This is a genomic window from Hymenobacter baengnokdamensis (assembly GCF_008728635.1).
GTDB lineage: Bacteria > Bacteroidota > Bacteroidia > Cytophagales > Hymenobacteraceae > Hymenobacter > Hymenobacter baengnokdamensis.
The window spans coordinates 1,481,291-1,498,518 of the sequence record NZ_CP044285.1 but is presented as its reverse complement, the minus strand read 5'-3'; the positions used below and the strand labels follow the sequence as shown (position 1 = coordinate 1,498,518).

General features: G+C 63.5%; 15 protein-coding genes. 9 read left to right on the top strand and 6 right to left on the bottom strand.

The features are described 5' to 3' along the window. Positions 1–19: 19 nt before the first annotated feature. The gene (locus F6X24_RS06385) at positions 20–943 is read right to left on the bottom strand and encodes an SMP-30/gluconolactonase/LRE family protein (protein ID WP_151087214.1); all 924 of its coding nucleotides are present in this window, start codon (positions 941–943) and stop codon (positions 20–22) included. 87 nt (positions 944–1,030) lie between these two features. Here F6X24_RS06385 and F6X24_RS06380 point away from each other — a divergent pair, with 87 nt between their 5' ends. From F6X24_RS06380 to F6X24_RS06370, 3 genes are all read left to right on the top strand, one after another. Further along, the gene (locus F6X24_RS06380; RefSeq protein WP_151087213.1) at positions 1,031–1,435 is read left to right on the top strand and encodes a DoxX family protein; all 405 of its coding nucleotides are present in this window, start codon (positions 1,031–1,033) and stop codon (positions 1,433–1,435) included. Positions 1,436–1,531: 96 nt separating this feature from the next. Further along, a complete protein-coding gene (locus tag F6X24_RS06375) occupies positions 1,532–2,899 on the top strand; it encodes a POT family MFS transporter (protein ID WP_151087212.1) in 1,368 nt (455 codons plus the stop codon). A 48-nt stretch (positions 2,900–2,947) separates the two neighbouring features. Then, a complete protein-coding gene (locus tag F6X24_RS06370) occupies positions 2,948–3,580 on the top strand; it encodes a flavin reductase family protein (protein WP_151087211.1) in 633 nt (210 codons plus the stop codon). A 79-nt stretch (positions 3,581–3,659) separates the two neighbouring features. Here the strand turns inward: F6X24_RS06370 and F6X24_RS06365 are convergent, their stop codons facing one another. Continuing rightward, positions 3,660–4,007, bottom strand: a complete 348-nt coding sequence (locus tag F6X24_RS06365) for a hypothetical protein (protein ID WP_151087210.1) — start codon at positions 4,005–4,007, stop codon at positions 3,660–3,662. A gap of 192 nt (positions 4,008–4,199) precedes the next feature. On the opposite strand from F6X24_RS06365, the gene F6X24_RS06360 reads away from it, so the two are divergent. From F6X24_RS06360 to F6X24_RS06340, 5 genes are all read left to right on the top strand, one after another. Beyond that, the gene (locus F6X24_RS06360; protein WP_151087209.1) at positions 4,200–5,279 is read left to right on the top strand and encodes an alpha/beta fold hydrolase; all 1,080 of its coding nucleotides are present in this window, start codon (positions 4,200–4,202) and stop codon (positions 5,277–5,279) included. A 98-nt stretch (positions 5,280–5,377) separates the two neighbouring features. Further along, positions 5,378–6,334, top strand: coding sequence for a T9SS type A sorting domain-containing protein (locus F6X24_RS06355; protein ID WP_151087208.1), 957 nt, complete (start codon positions 5,378–5,380; stop codon positions 6,332–6,334). Between the two features lie 71 nt (positions 6,335–6,405). Further along, entirely contained in the window at positions 6,406–8,073 is a 1,668-nt protein-coding gene (locus F6X24_RS06350; protein ID WP_151087207.1) for an MFS transporter, read from the top strand. Positions 8,074–8,174: 101 nt separating this feature from the next. Next, complete coding sequence (locus tag F6X24_RS06345; RefSeq protein ID WP_151087206.1) at positions 8,175–8,438, top strand: hypothetical protein; 264 nt, start codon at positions 8,175–8,177, stop codon at positions 8,436–8,438. 31 nt (positions 8,439–8,469) lie between these two features. Next, the gene (locus tag F6X24_RS06340; RefSeq protein WP_151087205.1) at positions 8,470–9,267 is read left to right on the top strand and encodes an IS5 family transposase; all 798 of its coding nucleotides are present in this window, start codon (positions 8,470–8,472) and stop codon (positions 9,265–9,267) included. Positions 9,268–9,391: 124 nt separating this feature from the next. Here F6X24_RS06340 and F6X24_RS06335 read toward each other — a convergent pair whose 3' ends face one another. After that, the gene (locus F6X24_RS06335) at positions 9,392–10,654 is read right to left on the bottom strand and encodes a M48 family metallopeptidase (protein WP_229725393.1); all 1,263 of its coding nucleotides are present in this window, start codon (positions 10,652–10,654) and stop codon (positions 9,392–9,394) included. A 194-nt stretch (positions 10,655–10,848) separates the two neighbouring features. Next, the gene (locus F6X24_RS06330; RefSeq protein ID WP_191906480.1) at positions 10,849–12,132 is read right to left on the bottom strand and encodes a TPM domain-containing protein; all 1,284 of its coding nucleotides are present in this window, start codon (positions 12,130–12,132) and stop codon (positions 10,849–10,851) included. Positions 12,133–12,451: 319 nt separating this feature from the next. Here F6X24_RS06330 and F6X24_RS06325 point away from each other — a divergent pair, with 319 nt between their 5' ends. After that, positions 12,452–13,516, top strand: coding sequence for a fatty acid desaturase family protein (locus tag F6X24_RS06325; protein WP_151087203.1), 1,065 nt, complete (start codon positions 12,452–12,454; stop codon positions 13,514–13,516). Positions 13,517–13,525: 9 nt separating this feature from the next. On the opposite strand, the gene F6X24_RS06320 is transcribed toward F6X24_RS06325, so the two are convergent. Together F6X24_RS06320 and F6X24_RS06315 are read right to left on the bottom strand one after the other, a co-directional pair. Continuing rightward, complete coding sequence (locus F6X24_RS06320) at positions 13,526–14,965, bottom strand: amidohydrolase family protein (protein ID WP_151087202.1); 1,440 nt, start codon at positions 14,963–14,965, stop codon at positions 13,526–13,528. Between the two features lie 34 nt (positions 14,966–14,999). Beyond that, complete coding sequence (locus F6X24_RS06315; RefSeq protein ID WP_151087201.1) at positions 15,000–17,153, bottom strand: hypothetical protein; 2,154 nt, start codon at positions 17,151–17,153, stop codon at positions 15,000–15,002. Positions 17,154–17,228: the final 75 nt, after the last annotated feature.

Sequence of the window (17,228 nt, the reverse complement as noted above, 5' to 3'; positions counted from 1 at the left end):
GTTTAGCGGCCGGCCCGGCCTACCGGATGCCGCGCACCAGCATGGGCACCGTAAAAACGGCCTCCGAAGCCGTGATGAACAGCGTGCGCATATCGCGTCCGCCAAAGCAGATATTGGCCGTCCAGGCGGCGGGCACGTCGAGGTGGGCCAGGCGCTCGCCGGCCGGGCTGTAAATGGTAACGCCCTGGCCGGTGAGGTACACGTTGCCGCGCTCGTCGAGGGTCATACCGTCGGAGCCCTGCGCCACGAAGAGCTGCTTATCCAGCAGCTCGCCTTTGCTGCCCAGGCGGTAGCGATAGGTTTTGTTGCCCTCAATGTCGGCCACGTACAGCAGCTTGCCATCGGGCGAGCCGATGAGGCCGTTGGGCTTTTGCAGGGTCTTTTCCACGACCACGGGCTGCGTGCCGCCGGGCGCGAGGTAGTACACGTACTGCTCGATGGGCGCCGGGCGCGCGGCATCCCAATAGTCGCGCTTGTAGTACGGGTCGGTGAAATAGACGCCGTTGGCCGGGCTCACCCATACGTCGTTGGGGCCGTTGAGGCGGCGGCCGGCCGCGTCCGTCACCAGCACCTGCACCTGGCCTGCGGGGCCGATGGCCCACAGCTGGCCCGGGCCGTCGGCGCAGGCAATGAGGCGGCCTTTCTTATCGAAATACAAGCCGTTGGCCCGCCCGGCCGGACTCAGAAAAACGCTGAGCCGGCCGTCGGTGCCGTATTTCCAGATTTTATCGTTGGGCTGGTCGGTGAAGAATATATTGCCCTGCCGGTCGACGGCCGGGCCTTCGGTAAAGGCAAACTGCCGGGCCACCAGCTGCGGCACCGGCGCGCTGGCGAACAAGGCCCGGCCTGCCTCCGAAAGGGGCGTAGCCGTGGCCTGTGCCCCTGCCGCCAGGGGAAGCGCCAACGCTACGCATACCAGTAATTTTTTGGGATAGCTATACATAAAAACCAGCTCGGGGGAGAAGCGGACCAGGCGAACGCCCGGACGGCTGCGCGCGTAAGGCCAGCCAAGTTGCGAAGCTTTTCCCTTATGAGACTCACGAACGTTGAATTAGCCTTTGTGCTGGGCCGCCTGCTGCTGGGCGTTAACTTTTTGATGCACGGCCTGGTGCGCCTGCCGAAGCTGCCGGTTTTCCGGGCCGGCATTCTAAAAGAGTTTGCCGCCTCGCCCCTGCCGCCGGGCCTGGTGAGCGCATTCGCCACGGTACTGCCGTTTGTGGAGGGCGGAATTGGCCTGCTGCTGGTACCCGGCCTGCTTACCCGGCCGGCGCTGGTGGCAGCCATGCTGGTGATTATCAGCCTGGTATTTGGCAGTAGCCTGCTCGAAAAATGGAGCCTCGTGGGCGACCAGCTGCTGTATGGCCTCTATATTATCACGCTGGTAGCACACCTGCAGCACAACCGCCTGTGCCTCGACCGGCTGCCGACGAGCTAAGCGGCTAATTTTCTGGTAAATTGCTCCGCCGCGATGGGGCACGGGCCGGGCTACGAAAGCCGCAGGCACTGCTGCCTCGCCGGCCGGCCCTGCCCTATGCCCACTGCTACTTTAGCTGCCCGCTTTCCCAAAGCCGTTCCGTTTATTATTGGCAATGAGGTGGCCGAGCGCTTCAGCTACTACGGGATGCGAGCCATCCTGCCCACGTTTCTGGTGGCGCAGTTTTTCAACCCTTCGCACAGCGCCGGGCTCACGGCCGGCGCCGAGGCCCGCGCCAACGACTTCGTGCACTCGTTTGCGGCCCTGGGCTACGCCCTGCCGGTGCTGGGTGCGCTGCTGGCCGACTGGGTGCTGGGCAAGTACCGCGTTATTCTCTATCTATCCATGCTGTACTGCGGCGGGCACGCGCTGCTGGCCGCGTACACCGACAACCTGGCGGGCTTTCGGGCGGGCCTGTTCGTGATTGCCATCGGCATGGGCGGTATCAAATCGAGCGTGACGGCTAACCTGGGTGACCAGTTCGACCAGCACAACGCGCACCTGCTGCCCAAGGCCTACGGCTGGTTTCAGCTGGCCATCGACGTGGGCGCGGCGCTGTCCACGGCCTTTATCCCGGAGCTGTACGCCCGCGCCGGGGCGGCCTGGGCCTTTGGCGTGCCCGGCCTGCTGATGGGCGCGGCGGCCCTCACCTTCTGGCTGGGCCGCCGGCACTACGTGCGCCGCCCGCCCACCGGCCTGCTGGCCGGCCTGCGCCAGACGCTGGGCCCCGGCGAAGACCGCGCCGCGCTGCGCCGGGTGGGCGTCATCTTTCTGTTTATCCCGGTGCTGTGGGCGCTGTACGACCAGAGCGTGTCGGAGTGGGTGCTGCAAGCCGCCCACCTCAACCGCCAGCTGTGGCCCGGCTACGCCCCGCTGCCCGAGCAGCTCCAGATTCTGGGTATCGTGTTTGGCATCGGCCTCAACCCGCTGCTCACCTACCGCATTTACCCCGCCCTGGAGCGGCGCGGGGTGCGGGCCACGCCGCTGCGGCGCATGGGCACGGGCATGGTGCTGGTGGCGCTGGCTATGTGCATCATCGCCGGGGTGCAGCACGGCCTCGATGTGGGCGGCAGCCCCTCGGTGTGGTGGCAGGTGCTGGCGTACCTGGTGGTAGCGGGCGGCACTATTATGGTAGCCGTTACGGGCCTGGAATACGCCTACACGCACTCGCCACCGGCCTTCAAAAGCCTGATGACCTCGCTGTGGCTGCTCACCATCGCGGGTGGCAACTATTTTCTGGCCCTGATGAACAGCAGCATTGCGCGAGGCGGCTTTTTTGCCCGGTTTCAGGGGGCCAATTATTACTGGTTTTTTGTGGGACTAATGGCCGTGAACGTGGTTCTGTTTGCGCTGGTAGCCACGCGCCTCACGGAAAAAACGTACGTAGGGGCCGGCCCGCTGGTCGTGGAGCCCCTGGCCGAGTAGGTAACACTCCCGGCCAATTCATTCAAAACATTAAGTATTTACTATATAATGCAACACCTTACCGCCGCCGATATTGCGGCTTTCGACAAAATTTACCGGCTCAACCTCGTCAATGGCCTGCCGGGCTACAAGCCGGCCAACCTCGTGGGCACGGCCGCGCCCGACGGGCGCACCAACCTGGCCATTTTCAGCTCGGTGCTGCACCTGGGCTCCGACCCGGCCGTGCTGGGTATGGTAACCCGCCCCACCACCGTGCCGCGCCATACCTACCAGAACATCAAGGATAATGCTGGCTGCTACACCCTCAACCACGTGCCGCTGAGCCTGGCGGCGCAGGCCCACTACACCTCGGCCAATTTTGGCGACGACGTGTCGGAGTTTGAGGCCTGCGGCTTCACGGCCGATTTCCGCGACGGCTTCCCGGCTCCCTACGTCGCGGAGAGCCCGCTCAGCATCGGGCTGCGGCTGCGCGAAGAGCACGCCATTTTCAATGGTACGCTGCTGCTGGTGGGCACCGTCGAGCACGTATACCTGCGGCCCGAAGCCCTGCGGCCCGACGGCACCCTCGACCTGGCCGCGCTGGGCGAAGCTGCCATCTCGGGCCTCGATGGCTACCACGCGGTGGCGCCGCCGGTGCGCTTCGGCTACGCCCGGCCGGGGCAGCTACCCGCGCCGCTTTAAGCAGCACCCGCCCCAAAGACCAAAGAGCCCGCTGCCGGTGGGCAGTGGGCTCTTTGGGTATAAGCTAGCTTGTGGCCGGCTACATAGTGCTTTTGGGCTGGGCCTGGTCGGCCGGGGCGGGCTTGCCGCTGGCATCCTGGGGCGACGAGGCGCTGTTGCCGGACGGGGCCGAGTTGAGCTTATCCTGCACCGAGCCTTTTTTGATGGCCGTGGCCGAGCCCACGCCCACGGGCTTGGTCACGGTCTGCTTATTATTAATACTGTCGCGGTTGATATCGGCATTGGTATAGCCGTTGGGGTTGGTGAAGCCCTCCTGGTGTTGCGGGTTTTTGCCGGGGCTGAGCGAGGCGTAGTCGCAGGCGGTGAGCAAAGTAGCAGAGCTGCCCAGCAGTAAAATGGCCAGGACAGGGCGAAAAGAGAAGTTCATGCTGAGAGCGGGTAGTTTATCAGGTGCAAAGATGCGGCCCGGCCGCCAATACTCTTGGACGTACCCCCGGAATTTTAGTTGCCAGCGCAACGGAAAAGCCGCGTATAGCGCAAGGTTACGCGTATGCCTGCTACCTTCTGAGCTGTTCGGCTGTTTACTTCCGTCGCTTTTTCTTTCATTTCCTGCCTGCTTATGCTGCGTCGCACCCTTACTGCCCTGGCCCGCACGGCCCTGCTGCCCGTGCGCGGCGCCACGCTGCTTTACCAGGCCGGGCGGGCGCATCAGCATTTTTTTCAGCCCGTGCTGAATGGGGCGCTGGGTGACCAGCTGGCCGCCCGCCACGACCCGCGCGCCATTGCCATGAGCTTCCGGCGCGGCGGCCACGATGTGCCGGTAGCCGAGCTGGGCCTGAGCGAGCGCAACCAGCAAACCGTCGTGTTTGTGCACGGCCTCATGGGCGACGAGCTTATCTGGCAAACCGGCTTTCAGGACGAAGCGGGCGGGCCGCTGCGCTACGGCCCCCGCCTGGCCGCCGAAACCAACTGCCGGCCGCTCTACCTACGCTACAACTCGGGCCTGCACATCTCCGAAAACGGCCGTTCCCTCAGCCGGCTGCTTACCGAGCTGGTCGAAACCTATCCCGAAGCCGTGGGCGAGCTGGTGCTGGTGGGCCACAGCATGGGCGGGCTCATCATTCGCTCGGCAGGCTACTATGGCAGTGAGCTGCCGGCCCACAACACCACCAGCAAAAGGCAGGCGCTCCCCGAAAAATCGCCCTGGCTGACTCACCTGCGGTCAGTTTTTCTGCTGGGCGTACCGCACGAGGGCTCGTACCTGGAGCAAAACGGCCAGCTGGTCGAGCGCCTGCTGCGGCGCATCAACCTCTTCCCCACCCGCTTCGTGAGCGAGGCCATTGCCCGGCGCTCCAACGGCATTAAAGACCTGGGCCAGGCCCTGCTGGTGGATGAGGACTGGCAGCAGCCCGACGACCCGGCCCTGCCACGGCCGCGCACGGTGGTGCCGCTGCTGCCCGGCGTGCGCTACCACGTGCTGGTGGGCGACTGGCTGCGCGCCGGCCGGCCCCAGCTTTTGCGCGAATATTTTGGCGATGGCCTGGTGGGCGCGGCCAGCGGCCGGGGCCGGCAGTTCAGCGACGAAACTGAGCTGCCGCCCGGCACCACCGTGCGTACTGCCCGCTTCGGGCAGCACCACGGCGGCCTGCTTTATAATGTAGAAGTGTATCAATATCTACGTCAGTGGCTACAAAAATAAAAATTCATAAAATGCTTACCCTGCCACGCCAAACTTGCGCTTGCTAAAGTGAATGCCGGCCTCAGCACCGGCTCACCAAAAATATAAATTTACTATATATGAAAACATTCACATACTCCTTCGCCCTGTTGCTGCTGGTGCTGGGTACCAGCCGCCTGGCCAGTGCCCAGAACATCCCCAATAATGGGTTTGAGAACTGGGCTACCACGAATACGGTGGAAGCGCCCGTAAACTGGCAGACCACCGACAATATTCTGGCGGCCATCAACCAGATTCCGGCCGGCAGCTACTACAACACCGGCACAGTAACCAAGGTAACGGATGCCCACAGCGGCCTTTACGCGGCCAAGCTAACGTCGCAAAGCCTGCCAACCAATGGTGGGGGCTCCGTAGTATTGCCGGGCTATCTGGTGTTGGGCAACCGCGTGACGGTTGATGCCCAGTACAATTTCTATGGGGGCTTGCCGTACACGGCCCGGCCTACCCAGATGCAGTTTTACTACAAACTTACGGGTCCCGGCGCCGCTACCGACCAGGCGGCCATTCAGGTAGTTCTGACGCGCTCCGTCAACGGAACTTCTACGCTAATCGGGGAGGCCGATGCTACCCTCGCTCCCACTACCGGAGGCTATGCCCTAGGCACGCTTACGCTTAACTACTCTTCCAGCGCCCTGCCCGACTCGGTTACCATCTACGCGGCCTCGGGCAATGCCCAGACCATTCAGGCGGGCACCGCGCTGCAGCTCGACGATATCACGTTTATCGGCACCGGCCTGGCCGTGCGCGCCGATGCCGGCCTGCAAGCCCAGCTTACGGTGTCGCCCAACCCCAGCCCAAGCGGACGCTTTGTCATCAGCTCGCCCTCCGAGCCGGCGCTGGCTGCGGCCCCGCTGACGGTGCTCGACGCCCTGGGCCGGGAAGTGCTGCGCCAGGCTCCGCAGACGGTGCCCTCCGGCACGCGCGAGCTGGACTTGAGCAACCTGCCGCTGGGCATCTATTTACTGCGCCTCGACTCGAAGCAGGGGGCGCTGGTGCGGAAGCTGGTGGTAAAGTAAGCCCCGGCAAGCCCGCGCCATAACCCGGCCGCGGCCGAACTTCGTAGGTGCTACCGGCTTATTACTTGAGCATGACTCCTACGCTTTCTTCGCCTGCGGCCGGGCCTCGCCCTGGCTTGCGCACCCCGTTTACCTACAGCCTTTTTCGGGCCATCTGGATTGCCTCGCTGGTCAGCAACGTGGGCACCTGGATGCAGAACGTGGCCGGCGTGTGGCTCGTCACTACCCTCACCACCTCGGCCCTGCTGGTGGCCCTGATGCAGACCGCCACCAGCCTGCCGGCTTTCCTGCTGAGTATGCCGGCCGGGGCCATCGGCGACCTTATCGACCGGCGGCGGCTCCTGCTTTTTACGCAGGGTTTTATGGCGGTGGTGGCGCTGGGCCTGGGCTTATTTACGCTGTCGGGGGCGGTTAGCGCCATCGACGTGTTGGGCTTTACGTTTTTGCTGGGCATGGGCTCGGCCCTGAACGGGCCAATCTGGCAGACCGTCACGACCGAGCTGGTGCCCCGGCCGGTACTGCCGTTTGCCATTACCCTCAACGGGGTGAGCAACAACATTGCCCGCGCCATCGGGCCGGCGCTGGGCGGCGTTATCATTGCCTACTACTCGCCGGGCTGGGTGTTTGTGCTCAACGGCGTATCGTTTGTGGGCACCTGGATGGTAGTATTTCGCTGGCGACGCGAAAGCCAGGACGACGGCGGACCCGCCGAAAACTTCTCGGGCGCACTGCGGGCCGGTATTCGGTATGTGCAATATTCGCCACCCATTATCGCGGTGCTGGTGCGCACGTTTGCCTTTTCATTTGGGGCCAGCGCCATGTGGGCGCTACTCTCGGTGGTGGTAGCACGGCGCCTGAATCTGCAATCAGGCTCATATGCCGTCATGCTGTCGTGGCTGGGTGCGGGGGCCGTATCGGGCGCCTTTCTGATTGGCCGAATCGGCCACCGGCTCAACCTCAACCAGCGCGTGCTGCTGGGCTCATTTGTGTTCGTGGGCACCAATGTGGGCCTGGCGCTGCTGCCGGGCGAGTACTGGCTGTTTCCGCTCATGTTTCTGTCGGGCACCGCTTGGCTTATTACCATGACCAGCTTCAGCACCAGCGTGCAGCTGCACGTGCCCAAGTGGGTGCAGGCGCGGGTAGTAAGCATGTACATGCTGGTATTTCAGGCCGGGCTGAGCCTGGGCAGCATTATGTGGGGCGAGCTGGCCGACCGTGCCAGCCTGCTCATTGCCCTGCTGATAGCGGGCGGCTGGATGCTGGCCAGCCTGGCGCTGGCGCTGCCTTTCCCCATGCACCAGCCCGAGGGCCTCGACTTTTCGCCGGCCGAGCCGTGGAGCGACCAGCTGCCCGCGCTGGAAGAAGAAATTGACCCCGACGATGGTCCGGTCGTGGTTATGATAGATTACGAGGTGGCCCCCGCCGACCACGCCGCCTTCCGGGTGGCGGCCCAGCAGCTTACCCGTCTGCGCCTGCGCGACGGGGCCCTGCGGGCCGGCGTTTTTACCGACGTGAGCCAGCCTACGCGCATCACCGAGTTCTTTTACGTAGCCACCTGGGCCGAGCACGAGCGCCAGCACCACCGCTTCACCCGCGACGACCAGACTATTGAGGGCGAGGTGCGGCGCTTTCATCGGGGCGATACCCCGCCGCGCGTTACGCACTTTCTGGCCTTTCCGCGCACGGCCAATGTAGAGGAGGCCGCGCCGCCGCTGCAACTGGCCGGCAGTGCCCAGTAAAGAGCAGGGGCGCGGCTCAACCTCAACTGTAAGCGGGTGCGTACGTACTACCGGCATTGGTGCGGCGTTAGCCTCCGCCGGTCACTTCTTTTCTGCCACCTATGATGCTGCGCTTCGTTACGCTGCTACTTTTAATGCTGAGCTTAGCGACCAGCTATTCGGCCGGGGCCCGGCCGCGCCCCGGCCACCATCGGCCGCGCTACACTTCCTATAAACACCGGGGCGCTGCCCGCAAGCGCTGGCGGCGCATGGGCGTAATAGGCCGCTGGCGCTACCACAAGCGCTTCCAGAAAAAGCAGCAACTGAAAGGCCACCGCGGGGTTATCAAAGTGGGTCGCCCCCAGGTGACGATGCCTAAACACTAGAGCCTGTTCTGTACTCTAGCTAAATTTGGGCATGGCAAAAGTAGCGCATTACCCGAGCGACATTTCCGATGATGAATGGGCCTTTGTGTGCCCCTATTTGTGTTTGATGCGCGAAGACGCACCTCAGCGGGAGCATCCCTTGCGGGCGCTGCTCAACGGCTTGCGCTACCTGGCCCACACGGGCTGCCCCTGGCGCTACCTGCCCGGCGACCTGCCACCCTGGTCGGCCGTTTACCAGCAATGGGAACGCTGGCGCGATGCTCGCGTGTTTGAACGTATCGTACAAGATTTGAACGAGTTGCAGCGCGTGCTGCTGGGGCGGTCGGCCACGCCCACGGCCGTTATTTTCGACGGGCGGACCCTGCAAAGCACGCCAGAGAGCGGGCACCGGGCGGGTTACGACGGCGCAAAGAGGCGCAAGGGTAGCAAGGCCCACATCGCCGTCGACACCCTGGGCCAGTTGCTGAGCGTCGTCATCACGCCAGCCAACGAACAAGAGCGGGCGCAAGTGGGCGAGTTGTGCCGGCAGGTGCAGGAGATTACGGGCCAAACCGTGCAGGTAGGCTTTGGGGACCAGGGCTACACGGGGGAAGACCCGGCATACGAGGCCGCCGTGCATGATATTGACTTACAGGTCATAACCAAGCCCGAAGGTCAGACGGGTTTCGTCCTGTTGCCCCGTCGCTGGGTGGTCGAACGCAGTTTTGCCTGGTGCAGCCGCTTCCGGCGACTGGCCCGCGACCACGAACGCTTGAGCCAGACCTTGCAACAGCTGCATTTTGTCGTTTTCGCCTGTATTATGCTCGCTAGGCATGCTAATAGTGCATAACAGGTTCTAGCCAGGCTTCACGCTCGGCTTGGCTCCCCGAAAAAGCCCCTGGATGTAAGTAGCAGAACCTTACTACTTACATCCAGGGGCTTTTTTTGGTGCCGGCCTGGTATCCACGTAATTCCTAGCGGTCGCTCAGGTGCTCGGCTTTCCAGCGCATGGCCGATTGCACGCGGGTACGCCCGCTGGGATGGTCGAAGAAAATCATTTCTTCGAGCGGGGTTGGGGCTATTTTGCGGTATTCGGAGAGCTTCATGGCTACTGCCGCAAAGCCGTCGGGCTGGCGCGCGGCATTCAGGCCAAACATATCGGCTTCCTGCTCACTCGTGCGCACGATGGTATTGGTTAGCGGCGTAGCCAGCAGGCTTGCCACCGAAAACAGGGCTACCAGCAGCGGCAGGCTGCCCACGTCGGCCAGCCCGGCAATGCCCCACCGTGGCCCATAGCGCGCCACCAGCCAGCCAAACGCCCAATCGACCAGCCGGAAGGCTACCGCCAGCAGCACGATGAAGAATACCAGCATTTTGGGAATGTGGTTTAGCACGTAGTGGCCCAGCTCGTGGCCCATTACGGCTTGTATCTCAGCCGGTGTGCAGCGGCGCAGCAGGTTGTCGTTGAGCGATACCCGAATAGTGCTGCCCAGGCCGCTGACATTGGCACTGATGCGCTTGCTTTGCTTGGAAGCGTCGAAATAGTAGACGTTATCGGCAGGCACGCCGTCGGCGCGAGCCATAGACAGAATACCCTCGCGCACGGGCCCGGCCGGCACCGCCGTGTATTTATTGAACAGTGGGCTGATAAACACTGGCCCCACCGCCACCGAGATAACCAGAAAAGCGCCCACAATAGCCGTGCCCCACAGCCACCAGCTGCGCCCGGTGCGCCGGATGGCTGCATACAAGGCCACTACCAGCAGACTGCCAAATACCACCGACAGCGCCAAGCTGGTTAGTGTTTCGCCCAGCCAGGCCCCGAAAGTCAGATTGGAGAGGCCGTAGCTGTGCTCACGCACGTAGCCTTCGTACACCGTCAGGGGCAGGCTAAGTACGAAAGAGGCCAGCAGATACAGCGCCGCGTACGCCCAGGTACGCAGCCACGGCCGGGGCAGCCGCCCCACCAGCCCGCGCAGGTGGCGCGACAAGCCCAAGCCCAGAAATATTCCCGCCACCCCCAGCGCATATACCACGTTCCAGAGCTGCAGCCAGTAGCCGCCTTCAAAATAAGCGTCGGACCTCGCTTTTTGGGCCGGCGTCAGGGTATCGAGGTAGTGCTGGGTGGCGGCCTCTACGTTAAAGGCGGGCCGGGCACGGGCCGTATCGGCCGGAGACGCCGCCCGCGCCGTCATAACACTTAGCACTAAGGCCAGCATTAGTAGCAGATTACGCATAGAAGCAGAAAGCATTAGCTAAAAGCGGCCCACCGGGCTTCACGCCGCAAGCTACTGCCAGCAGCTATATTTCCTACAGCTTTAAAGCATTGTGTTTTCTATATATTCTCGTTAAAAAAGCCGCCGCCCACTAATGGGCGGCGGCTCAATCAAGGTGCAGTTGGTGCCCCGTTGTTAAACTGCTGCGGGTCAGCCTACCACGAGCCGCTGTTGTCGTCGGTGCTATCGAAGCCACCACCGCCGGTGTCGCCCGATGAAGTATCATCATACGACGAGTTATCGGAAGAAAAGTAATCGCCCGACGAGTTAGAGTCGTTGCCCGAGAAATAGTCTGGGGCGTTACTCGTGCTGTCATTATTATCGCCTCTCGACGAGAAATAATCGCCGGCCGCGCCGGTGCCGGCGGCTCCGGCTGCAGTACCGGCTGCGCCGGCACCGCTTGTATTATCGAAGCCGTGCCCGATTCCGCTGCCCGACTCGTGGCCCGAAGCCATGCGGTTGCCGAGGTAAGCACCAGCGGCCGCGGCCGCGCCGGTAGCCAATATGCCGCCCATACCGCTGCCGCTGCTGCCCTGGGCCGGTGCGCCATAGCCTGGCCCGGCATTACCGCCCTGGTTAGGAAAAAAATTAGGCTGATTCGGCTGGGCGGGCCGGTTGGGCTGATTAGGGTAAAAGTTGGGGGTGCCGCCGTTAGTAGCTGCCGGGGCGCTGTTGCGCCGGAACAGGCGCAGCAAAAACCACAGGATGCCGCCAACTACCAATGCCCCGATGAGCAGCGTGCCCATACCGAGGCCCGACGAAGCCGACGTCGTTGTTTCGGTTTGCTGCACGCCGGCCGGGTCGGGGGCCGAGGACGTCTGCATGGCTGAGGCCGTATTGGACGTGTTGTCGGTCAGCTCGCCACTGGTGGCCGCCGCTGCTGCACCCGTCGAAGCCGGGGCTGTGCTAGCCGTACCGGCCGTTTGCTTGCGCGGGTCCGAGCTTGGGTTGGCGGTTACCATCAGCGTGTTGAGGCCCGCCCGCAGGCCGGCAAAGTAATTGCCCTGCTTGAAAGCCGGCGTCATTTGCTGGCTGATAACGCGGTTTACCACCTCCGGCGTGATGGAGCTGCGCAGGCCCGAGCCCGGCTGAATACTCACTTTGTGGTCCTGGGCGCTGAGCAGCACTACCAGGCCGTTATTTTTATCGCGCTGGCCCACGCCCCAGGCCGTGCCCAGCTCGCGGGCATAGTCGGCGGCCGGGCGGCCGCCCAGGCTCGGCACCGTTACCACCACCACCTGGGTACCGGTTTTTTCGGCGTAGCTGCGCAGGCCGCCGTCCAGCTTTTTAGCATCAGTTGCGCTCAGCAGGTTGCCCTGGTCGGTCACGAAGGTAAAGGGCACCGGCCGGGCCGGCAGTCCGCTGGTAGCTTGGGCCGAGGCCTGCTGGCCCAGCCCCGCGCCCACTAGCAGCAGGGCAAACAACAAAAAGCGATACATGGCAGGAAAGAAAAATGGTGAGAACCTTGGCCTTCTACGGCACAACCCGCCACTTGGCTGCCTGCCGATAAGCTGAACCACCAACGCGAGCAGCGGCAAACTACCCAACGCCATTCTGCACTTACTGCCGGGCTTTGCCGTTGTAGGTTTGCAGCAAAGTAGCCAGCCGGCCAATCCCATCGGGCCGGCAGCTGCGTATCTGCCTTCCGGAAATTTGGCTTATGCAAGGTGCAGAAGTCCGCTGTAGCTGCCCTTTGGTGATGCGGCCCCGCTCCAGCGGCCGTTTCGCTGCGAGTAACCAGTTGGTTTTCTCTCCTTTATGCTCCTTCCCAAATTTGCTCCTCCGCGTACCTTCCACGCCGAGCTGAAGCGCCGTACCACGCAGTATTTTCAAACCACCGGCAAGGCCCAGACCGGCAACGGCGCCCTGCTGGGCAAGGCGCTGCTGCTGGTAGGCAGCCTCATAGCCCTGTACATTCACCTGGTTTTCTTTACGCCGCCGACGGCCTGGGCCCTGCTGGAATGCGTGCTGATGGGCACCGTGCTGGCCCTTATCGGCTTCAATGTGATGCACGACGGGGCGCACGGCAGCTTTAGCCGACATGCCTGGCTCAACCGCTTTGCCGCCTTCACCCTCAATGTACTGGGTGGCAGCAGCTACATGTGGGATGCCAAGCACAACACCGTACACCACATGTACACCAACATCGATGGCGTCGACGATGACCTCGACATCCGGCCCTGGATGCGCCTGACGGCCGAGCAGCCGCGCCACCGCGCCCACCGCTTTCAGCACCTGTACTTTGGGTTTTTTTACAGCCTGCTGTACATTTCCTGGATTTTTATTACCGATTACCAGAAGTATTTCTCCCGCCGCATCGGCAGCGTGGCCCTCAAGCCGATGACGACCAACGACCACCTCATTTTCTGGGGCTTTAAGCTGCTGAATCTGGGTCTTTACGTTGCACTTCCACTATATACTGTCGGACTTATGCACTGGCTCGTCGGCTTTCTGATTATGGCGGCAGTAGCCGGCTTTGTGCTCAGCATTGTATTTCAGCTGGCGCACACCGTGGAGCAAACCGCTTTCCCGACGCCGCACGAAACTACCCGCAAGCTTGAAGACGAGTGGGCCATTCATCAGCTGCGCACCACGGCCAACTTTGCCACCGACAACCGCCTGATTAGCTGGCTGGTGGGCGGGCTCAACTTTCAGGTCGAGCACCACCTGTTCCCCAAAATCTCGCACGTTCACTACCCCATGCTGAGCAAAATCATTCGGCAAACCTGCGAAGAGTTTGGGCTGCCTTACCAGGAATATCCTAAGATGCGCTACGCCGTGGCCTCGCACGTAGCGTTCCTCAAACAGATGGGCCGGGCGTAAGAGGCGCCGCTATTTATTTTTTATCGCCGCCATCATCCTGCCCAGGTCGGCGCGCTGGTACACCTTGCCGCGCGCCACTACGGCCACTATTTTCTTCACGTTGGCGATGTTAGTCAGCGGGTTGGCGGCCAGCAGCAGCAAGTCGCCGTCTTTGCCTTCGGCTACGCTGCCGCTGCGGGCGGCCACGCCCATAAACTCGGCGCCATTGAGCGTGGCGGCCCGCAGGGCCTGGGCGGGGGTGAGGCCAGCCTGCACCAGCAGCACCAATTCATCCTGCAGCGAAGCGCCGGGGTAAGTAAACGAGTTGAACGGCCCGCTGTCCGAGCCGGCCAGAATTGTAACTCCCGCCGCCTGCATCTGCGGCACCAGGGTCATAAACCGGGCTTCCAGCTTTTGGGTAAATGCCCGGGCCGCGGCCGACTGCTGCCGGGCGCTACCCAGGCGCTTGGCATACGTAGCCTGAATTTTGGGGTCGATGTAGGCCAGCAGCGAGTCGTGGGCATGGTTGTTCTCACCAAGTTCGGCCAGCGTTTTGCCGATGGCCAGTGTAGGCACGGCCGCCGTGTGGTGGCTGGCCATGAGCCGGAAAATGCGCTGGGCCGCGGCCGGACTATACGTATCGTACACGGCCGGCAGCATCGCAAACAGCCCCAGCGGCTTGGGCGTACTCAGGCTGTTGCGCACCAGCGCGGTGAGGCTGTCTTCCTTACTTGAACAGGACTTGAACACATAGTACAGATGCTCGGTAGCATCGAGGCCCCGGTTTACCGCCTCGACCAGCGTAACGGAGTACGGCATGTGGCCGGTGGTTTTCATGCCCCGCTTTTCAGCCTGCGAGATAGTTTCGAGGTAGGCATCGCCCGAAATCTTGCTGTCGTAAATCTTTACAAAGTCCACCCGCAGCTTTTGCAGCGAGTCGAGCGCCCGGCTCACCTGCGCGGGCGTCACCACTTCGAGCGAGCCGGGCCAGGTGGCGCCGGGGCCATCTATTTTGGGGCCCGAGGTGAAGATACGCGGCCCGGCCAGCGTGCCGGCGTCTTCCTCACGCCGCCACTCAAAAATGCGGGGCGTGATATCGCCGCCGCAGTCGCGCACCGTGGTAATGCCGTGGGCCAGGTACAGCGTGAGGCTTTTTTTGTTGGCCGCCGCCAGGCTGTCGCCGCCCCGGAAGTGGACGTGCATATCCCAGAGGCCCGGCAGCAGGAAGCGGCCGGTGCCGTCCAGCTTTTTCCGGGCCTGGTAGCGGGCCTGGCCCGCCGGCCCCACCCGCACTATTTTGCCGGCCTTTACGGCTACCGTTTGGTCGGGCCGCAGCTGCCCGGTGGCCACGTCCACCACATTTACGTGCTCGATAAGCAGGTCGAAGGTTTCGGCCGGAGCCGGCCGGCGGGCTATGCCCGCCAGCAGGGCCGCTACGGGTAAGCCCAGCAATAAGTGCGTGAATCTCATGGCGCGAAAGTAGGCTACCCGCCAATAACACGCCTCAGTTCTTGCCTTCGCTCAGCTTCTGCGCCAGGGCCTGCGGCACCCCCGCGCTGTTGAGCAGACCACTTACCAGGGCCTGGCGCCACAGCACAAACACGGCGAAGCGCAAGTCGCGGTTGGTGCGCAGGCGGCCGGGCGCCAGCCGCCCATTGGCGCGCGGGTTATTTGCACGAATAACCAGGGCATTGGCCACGCCCGACTCCAGCCGCGTCAGCAGGTTGGTTTTGATACCGGTGGGCTGGCTTTTGACAAATTTCAGGTGCAGGCCCGAATACTCGGCCCACATGGTGCCATCGGCCTTTTGCAAGTCGGCGTGCAGGGTAAAGCGCATCGTTTTCAAATCGCCGCTGCCAAACTCGAACAGCCGCGTCGGGCCAATCATAGGGTTGAGAATGGCAAACGGCGCGGCCCCGAACGTGCCCGTTACCTCGTGGCGACCGAGCGGGTCGAGCAGCGGAATCCGCAGCTGCAGCTGCAGCTTACACTGCCCCTGCAGGTAGGCCGTGGCCGTGCCCGTCAGCGGCTGGCTGCTAGTCATGCGGCGCGGGTCGTTGCTGAGGTTATGCAGCTCGCCGCTCATCTGAGAGATAATAATGTGACCTACCACGGGGCTGCGCGGACTGCGATAAGGCGTGCTGATAGTACCGGCATCTACCTGCACCTTATTGATACTCACCAGCAGCGGCACGCGGCGCACGGCCAGCGGCGTGAAGACAGATGGTTGCCGGGGCAACGGGGCGCGGCCGTCGCTGGCAATCTCCACCCAGGGCCGCTCCGCTACCAGTGTGCCAACCAGCAGCTCATGCTGCCGCAGCAGCCGGCCAAAATCAAGCCCCAGCAGGCGCAGGGCAGGCAGCTTTACGGTGAGGTGTACCGATTGCTCGCCCTTGCGCCGGTCCAGGTCGGCCGCCGATACGGTGGGCTGGATAGCCAGCCCCCGCAGGCTCAGCTGCTGGCGGCGGGTATCCAGCCGCAGGCCCTGACAAGCCAGCTGGTAGAAGGGAGCATCGTAGGTAGCCGTGATAAGCCCCGTGGCCGCCCGCCACGCCCGCGCATAGGCCAGGCGGTGCGGGTCGCGGGCGGCAGCGGCATCTACGCGCAGCTGCTGGGCCTCCAGGGTAATATTGCGCACCGTAGGGTTGAGGCCGGCGCCCGCCGCCTGCACCTGGCCGGCCTGCACCCGCAGGCTGGCCAGGTCGGCCCGGCGCAGATAGGGTGCCAGCCGCTGGTACAGGGGCTGGGCCGCAGAGGCGGGCACCGGCCCCTGCACCAGCGGCCGGTAAAGCGTCAGCGAATCGGCCAGAAAGCGCTGCTGATGCTGCAGCACCGCCGTTTGCCAGCCGCTGAGCGCCAGGTGGGGCAGCCACAAGCTGGTTGGCTGCCGGCCACCGGTAACCACTCGCACGGAGTCGAGCAGCAGTCGGCCAGCCCGCAGCCGGCCCTGCGTCAGCTCGGCGACGGTGCCGGGCAGCCGCAGGGCCGCGCCGCGCACCTGGGCGGTAAGGCTGGCGGCGTAGGCAGTGCGGCGCGCATCGGCAGCACCGGCGGCACTCAGCAATACATTGCGGGCCAGCAGGGTGGCGCTATTTACGTCGGCCAGAGTATCGGGGCCGGCGGCGTAGCGGGCCCGCAGGTGGCGCACGGCCACCAGCCCCAGGCGCAGGCCCGCTAGCTGCTTGGGTAAGTAGGCATAAAGCGGCTGCTTATCGGCTACCATTTGCCGGGGCAGGCCAGCCGGCAGCTCCAGCGATACGTCACTTACCACCAGGCTGTCGATGGGCACCACGCTGCCGCGCAGCAAAGCCAGTATGCCTACGCCACTCAGCTGAATATCAGCCGCCGACAAGCTTACGTGCGGCAAGCCGGGTGGCCACCCGCCGGGTTTTTCAGGAGCTGGCACCAGTTGGGCGCGATGAATTCTCAGGCTCCGGCTCCACAGCCCGACGCGCAGCTCGCCGATGCGCAGCCGATAGGCTCCGTGGCTTTGCCGGCTTACCTGCTGCCCAAGCTTACGCACCAGCCAGGGGTCAAGCAGCCGGGCCGCCACCAGCCCGGCCAGCAGCAGGCCACCGGCCAGCAGGGCGGCCCAACGCCAGAAGTGGCCGGGGGCAGGCCCACGCTTGGTGCCGGGCGATTGAGTGGAGACGAGCATAAGGCGGCGAATAGACTGCCCCTACGCTAACCCGGCCGCCGTGGCCGGGCGAGCAAGCCAAATTTTGCTTTTTTA

Coding starts and splice junctions, on each gene's coding strand:
- F6X24_RS06380 (WP_151087213.1), top strand. CDS start 1,031: ATGAGACTCACGAACGTTGAATTAGCCTTTGTGCTGGGCCGCCTGCTG.
- F6X24_RS06345 (WP_151087206.1), top strand. CDS start 8,175: ATGATGCTGCGCTTCGTTACGCTGCTACTTTTAATGCTGAGCTTAGCG.
- F6X24_RS06355 (WP_151087208.1), top strand. CDS start 5,378: ATGAAAACATTCACATACTCCTTCGCCCTGTTGCTGCTGGTGCTGGGT.
- F6X24_RS06370 (WP_151087211.1), top strand. CDS start 2,948: ATGCAACACCTTACCGCCGCCGATATTGCGGCTTTCGACAAAATTTAC.
- F6X24_RS06365 (WP_151087210.1), bottom strand. CDS start 4,007: ATGAACTTCTCTTTTCGCCCTGTCCTGGCCATTTTACTGCTGGGCAGC.
- F6X24_RS06350 (WP_151087207.1), top strand. CDS start 6,406: ATGACTCCTACGCTTTCTTCGCCTGCGGCCGGGCCTCGCCCTGGCTTG.
- F6X24_RS06325 (WP_151087203.1), top strand. CDS start 12,452: ATGCTCCTTCCCAAATTTGCTCCTCCGCGTACCTTCCACGCCGAGCTG.
- F6X24_RS06385 (WP_151087214.1), bottom strand. CDS start 943: ATGTATAGCTATCCCAAAAAATTACTGGTATGCGTAGCGTTGGCGCTT.
- F6X24_RS06375 (WP_151087212.1), top strand. CDS start 1,532: ATGCCCACTGCTACTTTAGCTGCCCGCTTTCCCAAAGCCGTTCCGTTT.
- F6X24_RS06315 (WP_151087201.1), bottom strand. CDS start 17,153: ATGCTCGTCTCCACTCAATCGCCCGGCACCAAGCGTGGGCCTGCCCCC.
- F6X24_RS06330 (WP_191906480.1), bottom strand. CDS start 12,132: ATGTATCGCTTTTTGTTGTTTGCCCTGCTGCTAGTGGGCGCGGGGCTG.
- F6X24_RS06335 (WP_229725393.1), bottom strand. CDS start 10,654: ATGCGTAATCTGCTACTAATGCTGGCCTTAGTGCTAAGTGTTATGACG.
- F6X24_RS06320 (WP_151087202.1), bottom strand. CDS start 14,965: ATGAGATTCACGCACTTATTGCTGGGCTTACCCGTAGCGGCCCTGCTG.
- F6X24_RS06340 (WP_151087205.1), top strand. CDS start 8,470: ATGGCAAAAGTAGCGCATTACCCGAGCGACATTTCCGATGATGAATGG.
- F6X24_RS06360 (WP_151087209.1), top strand. CDS start 4,200: ATGCTGCGTCGCACCCTTACTGCCCTGGCCCGCACGGCCCTGCTGCCC.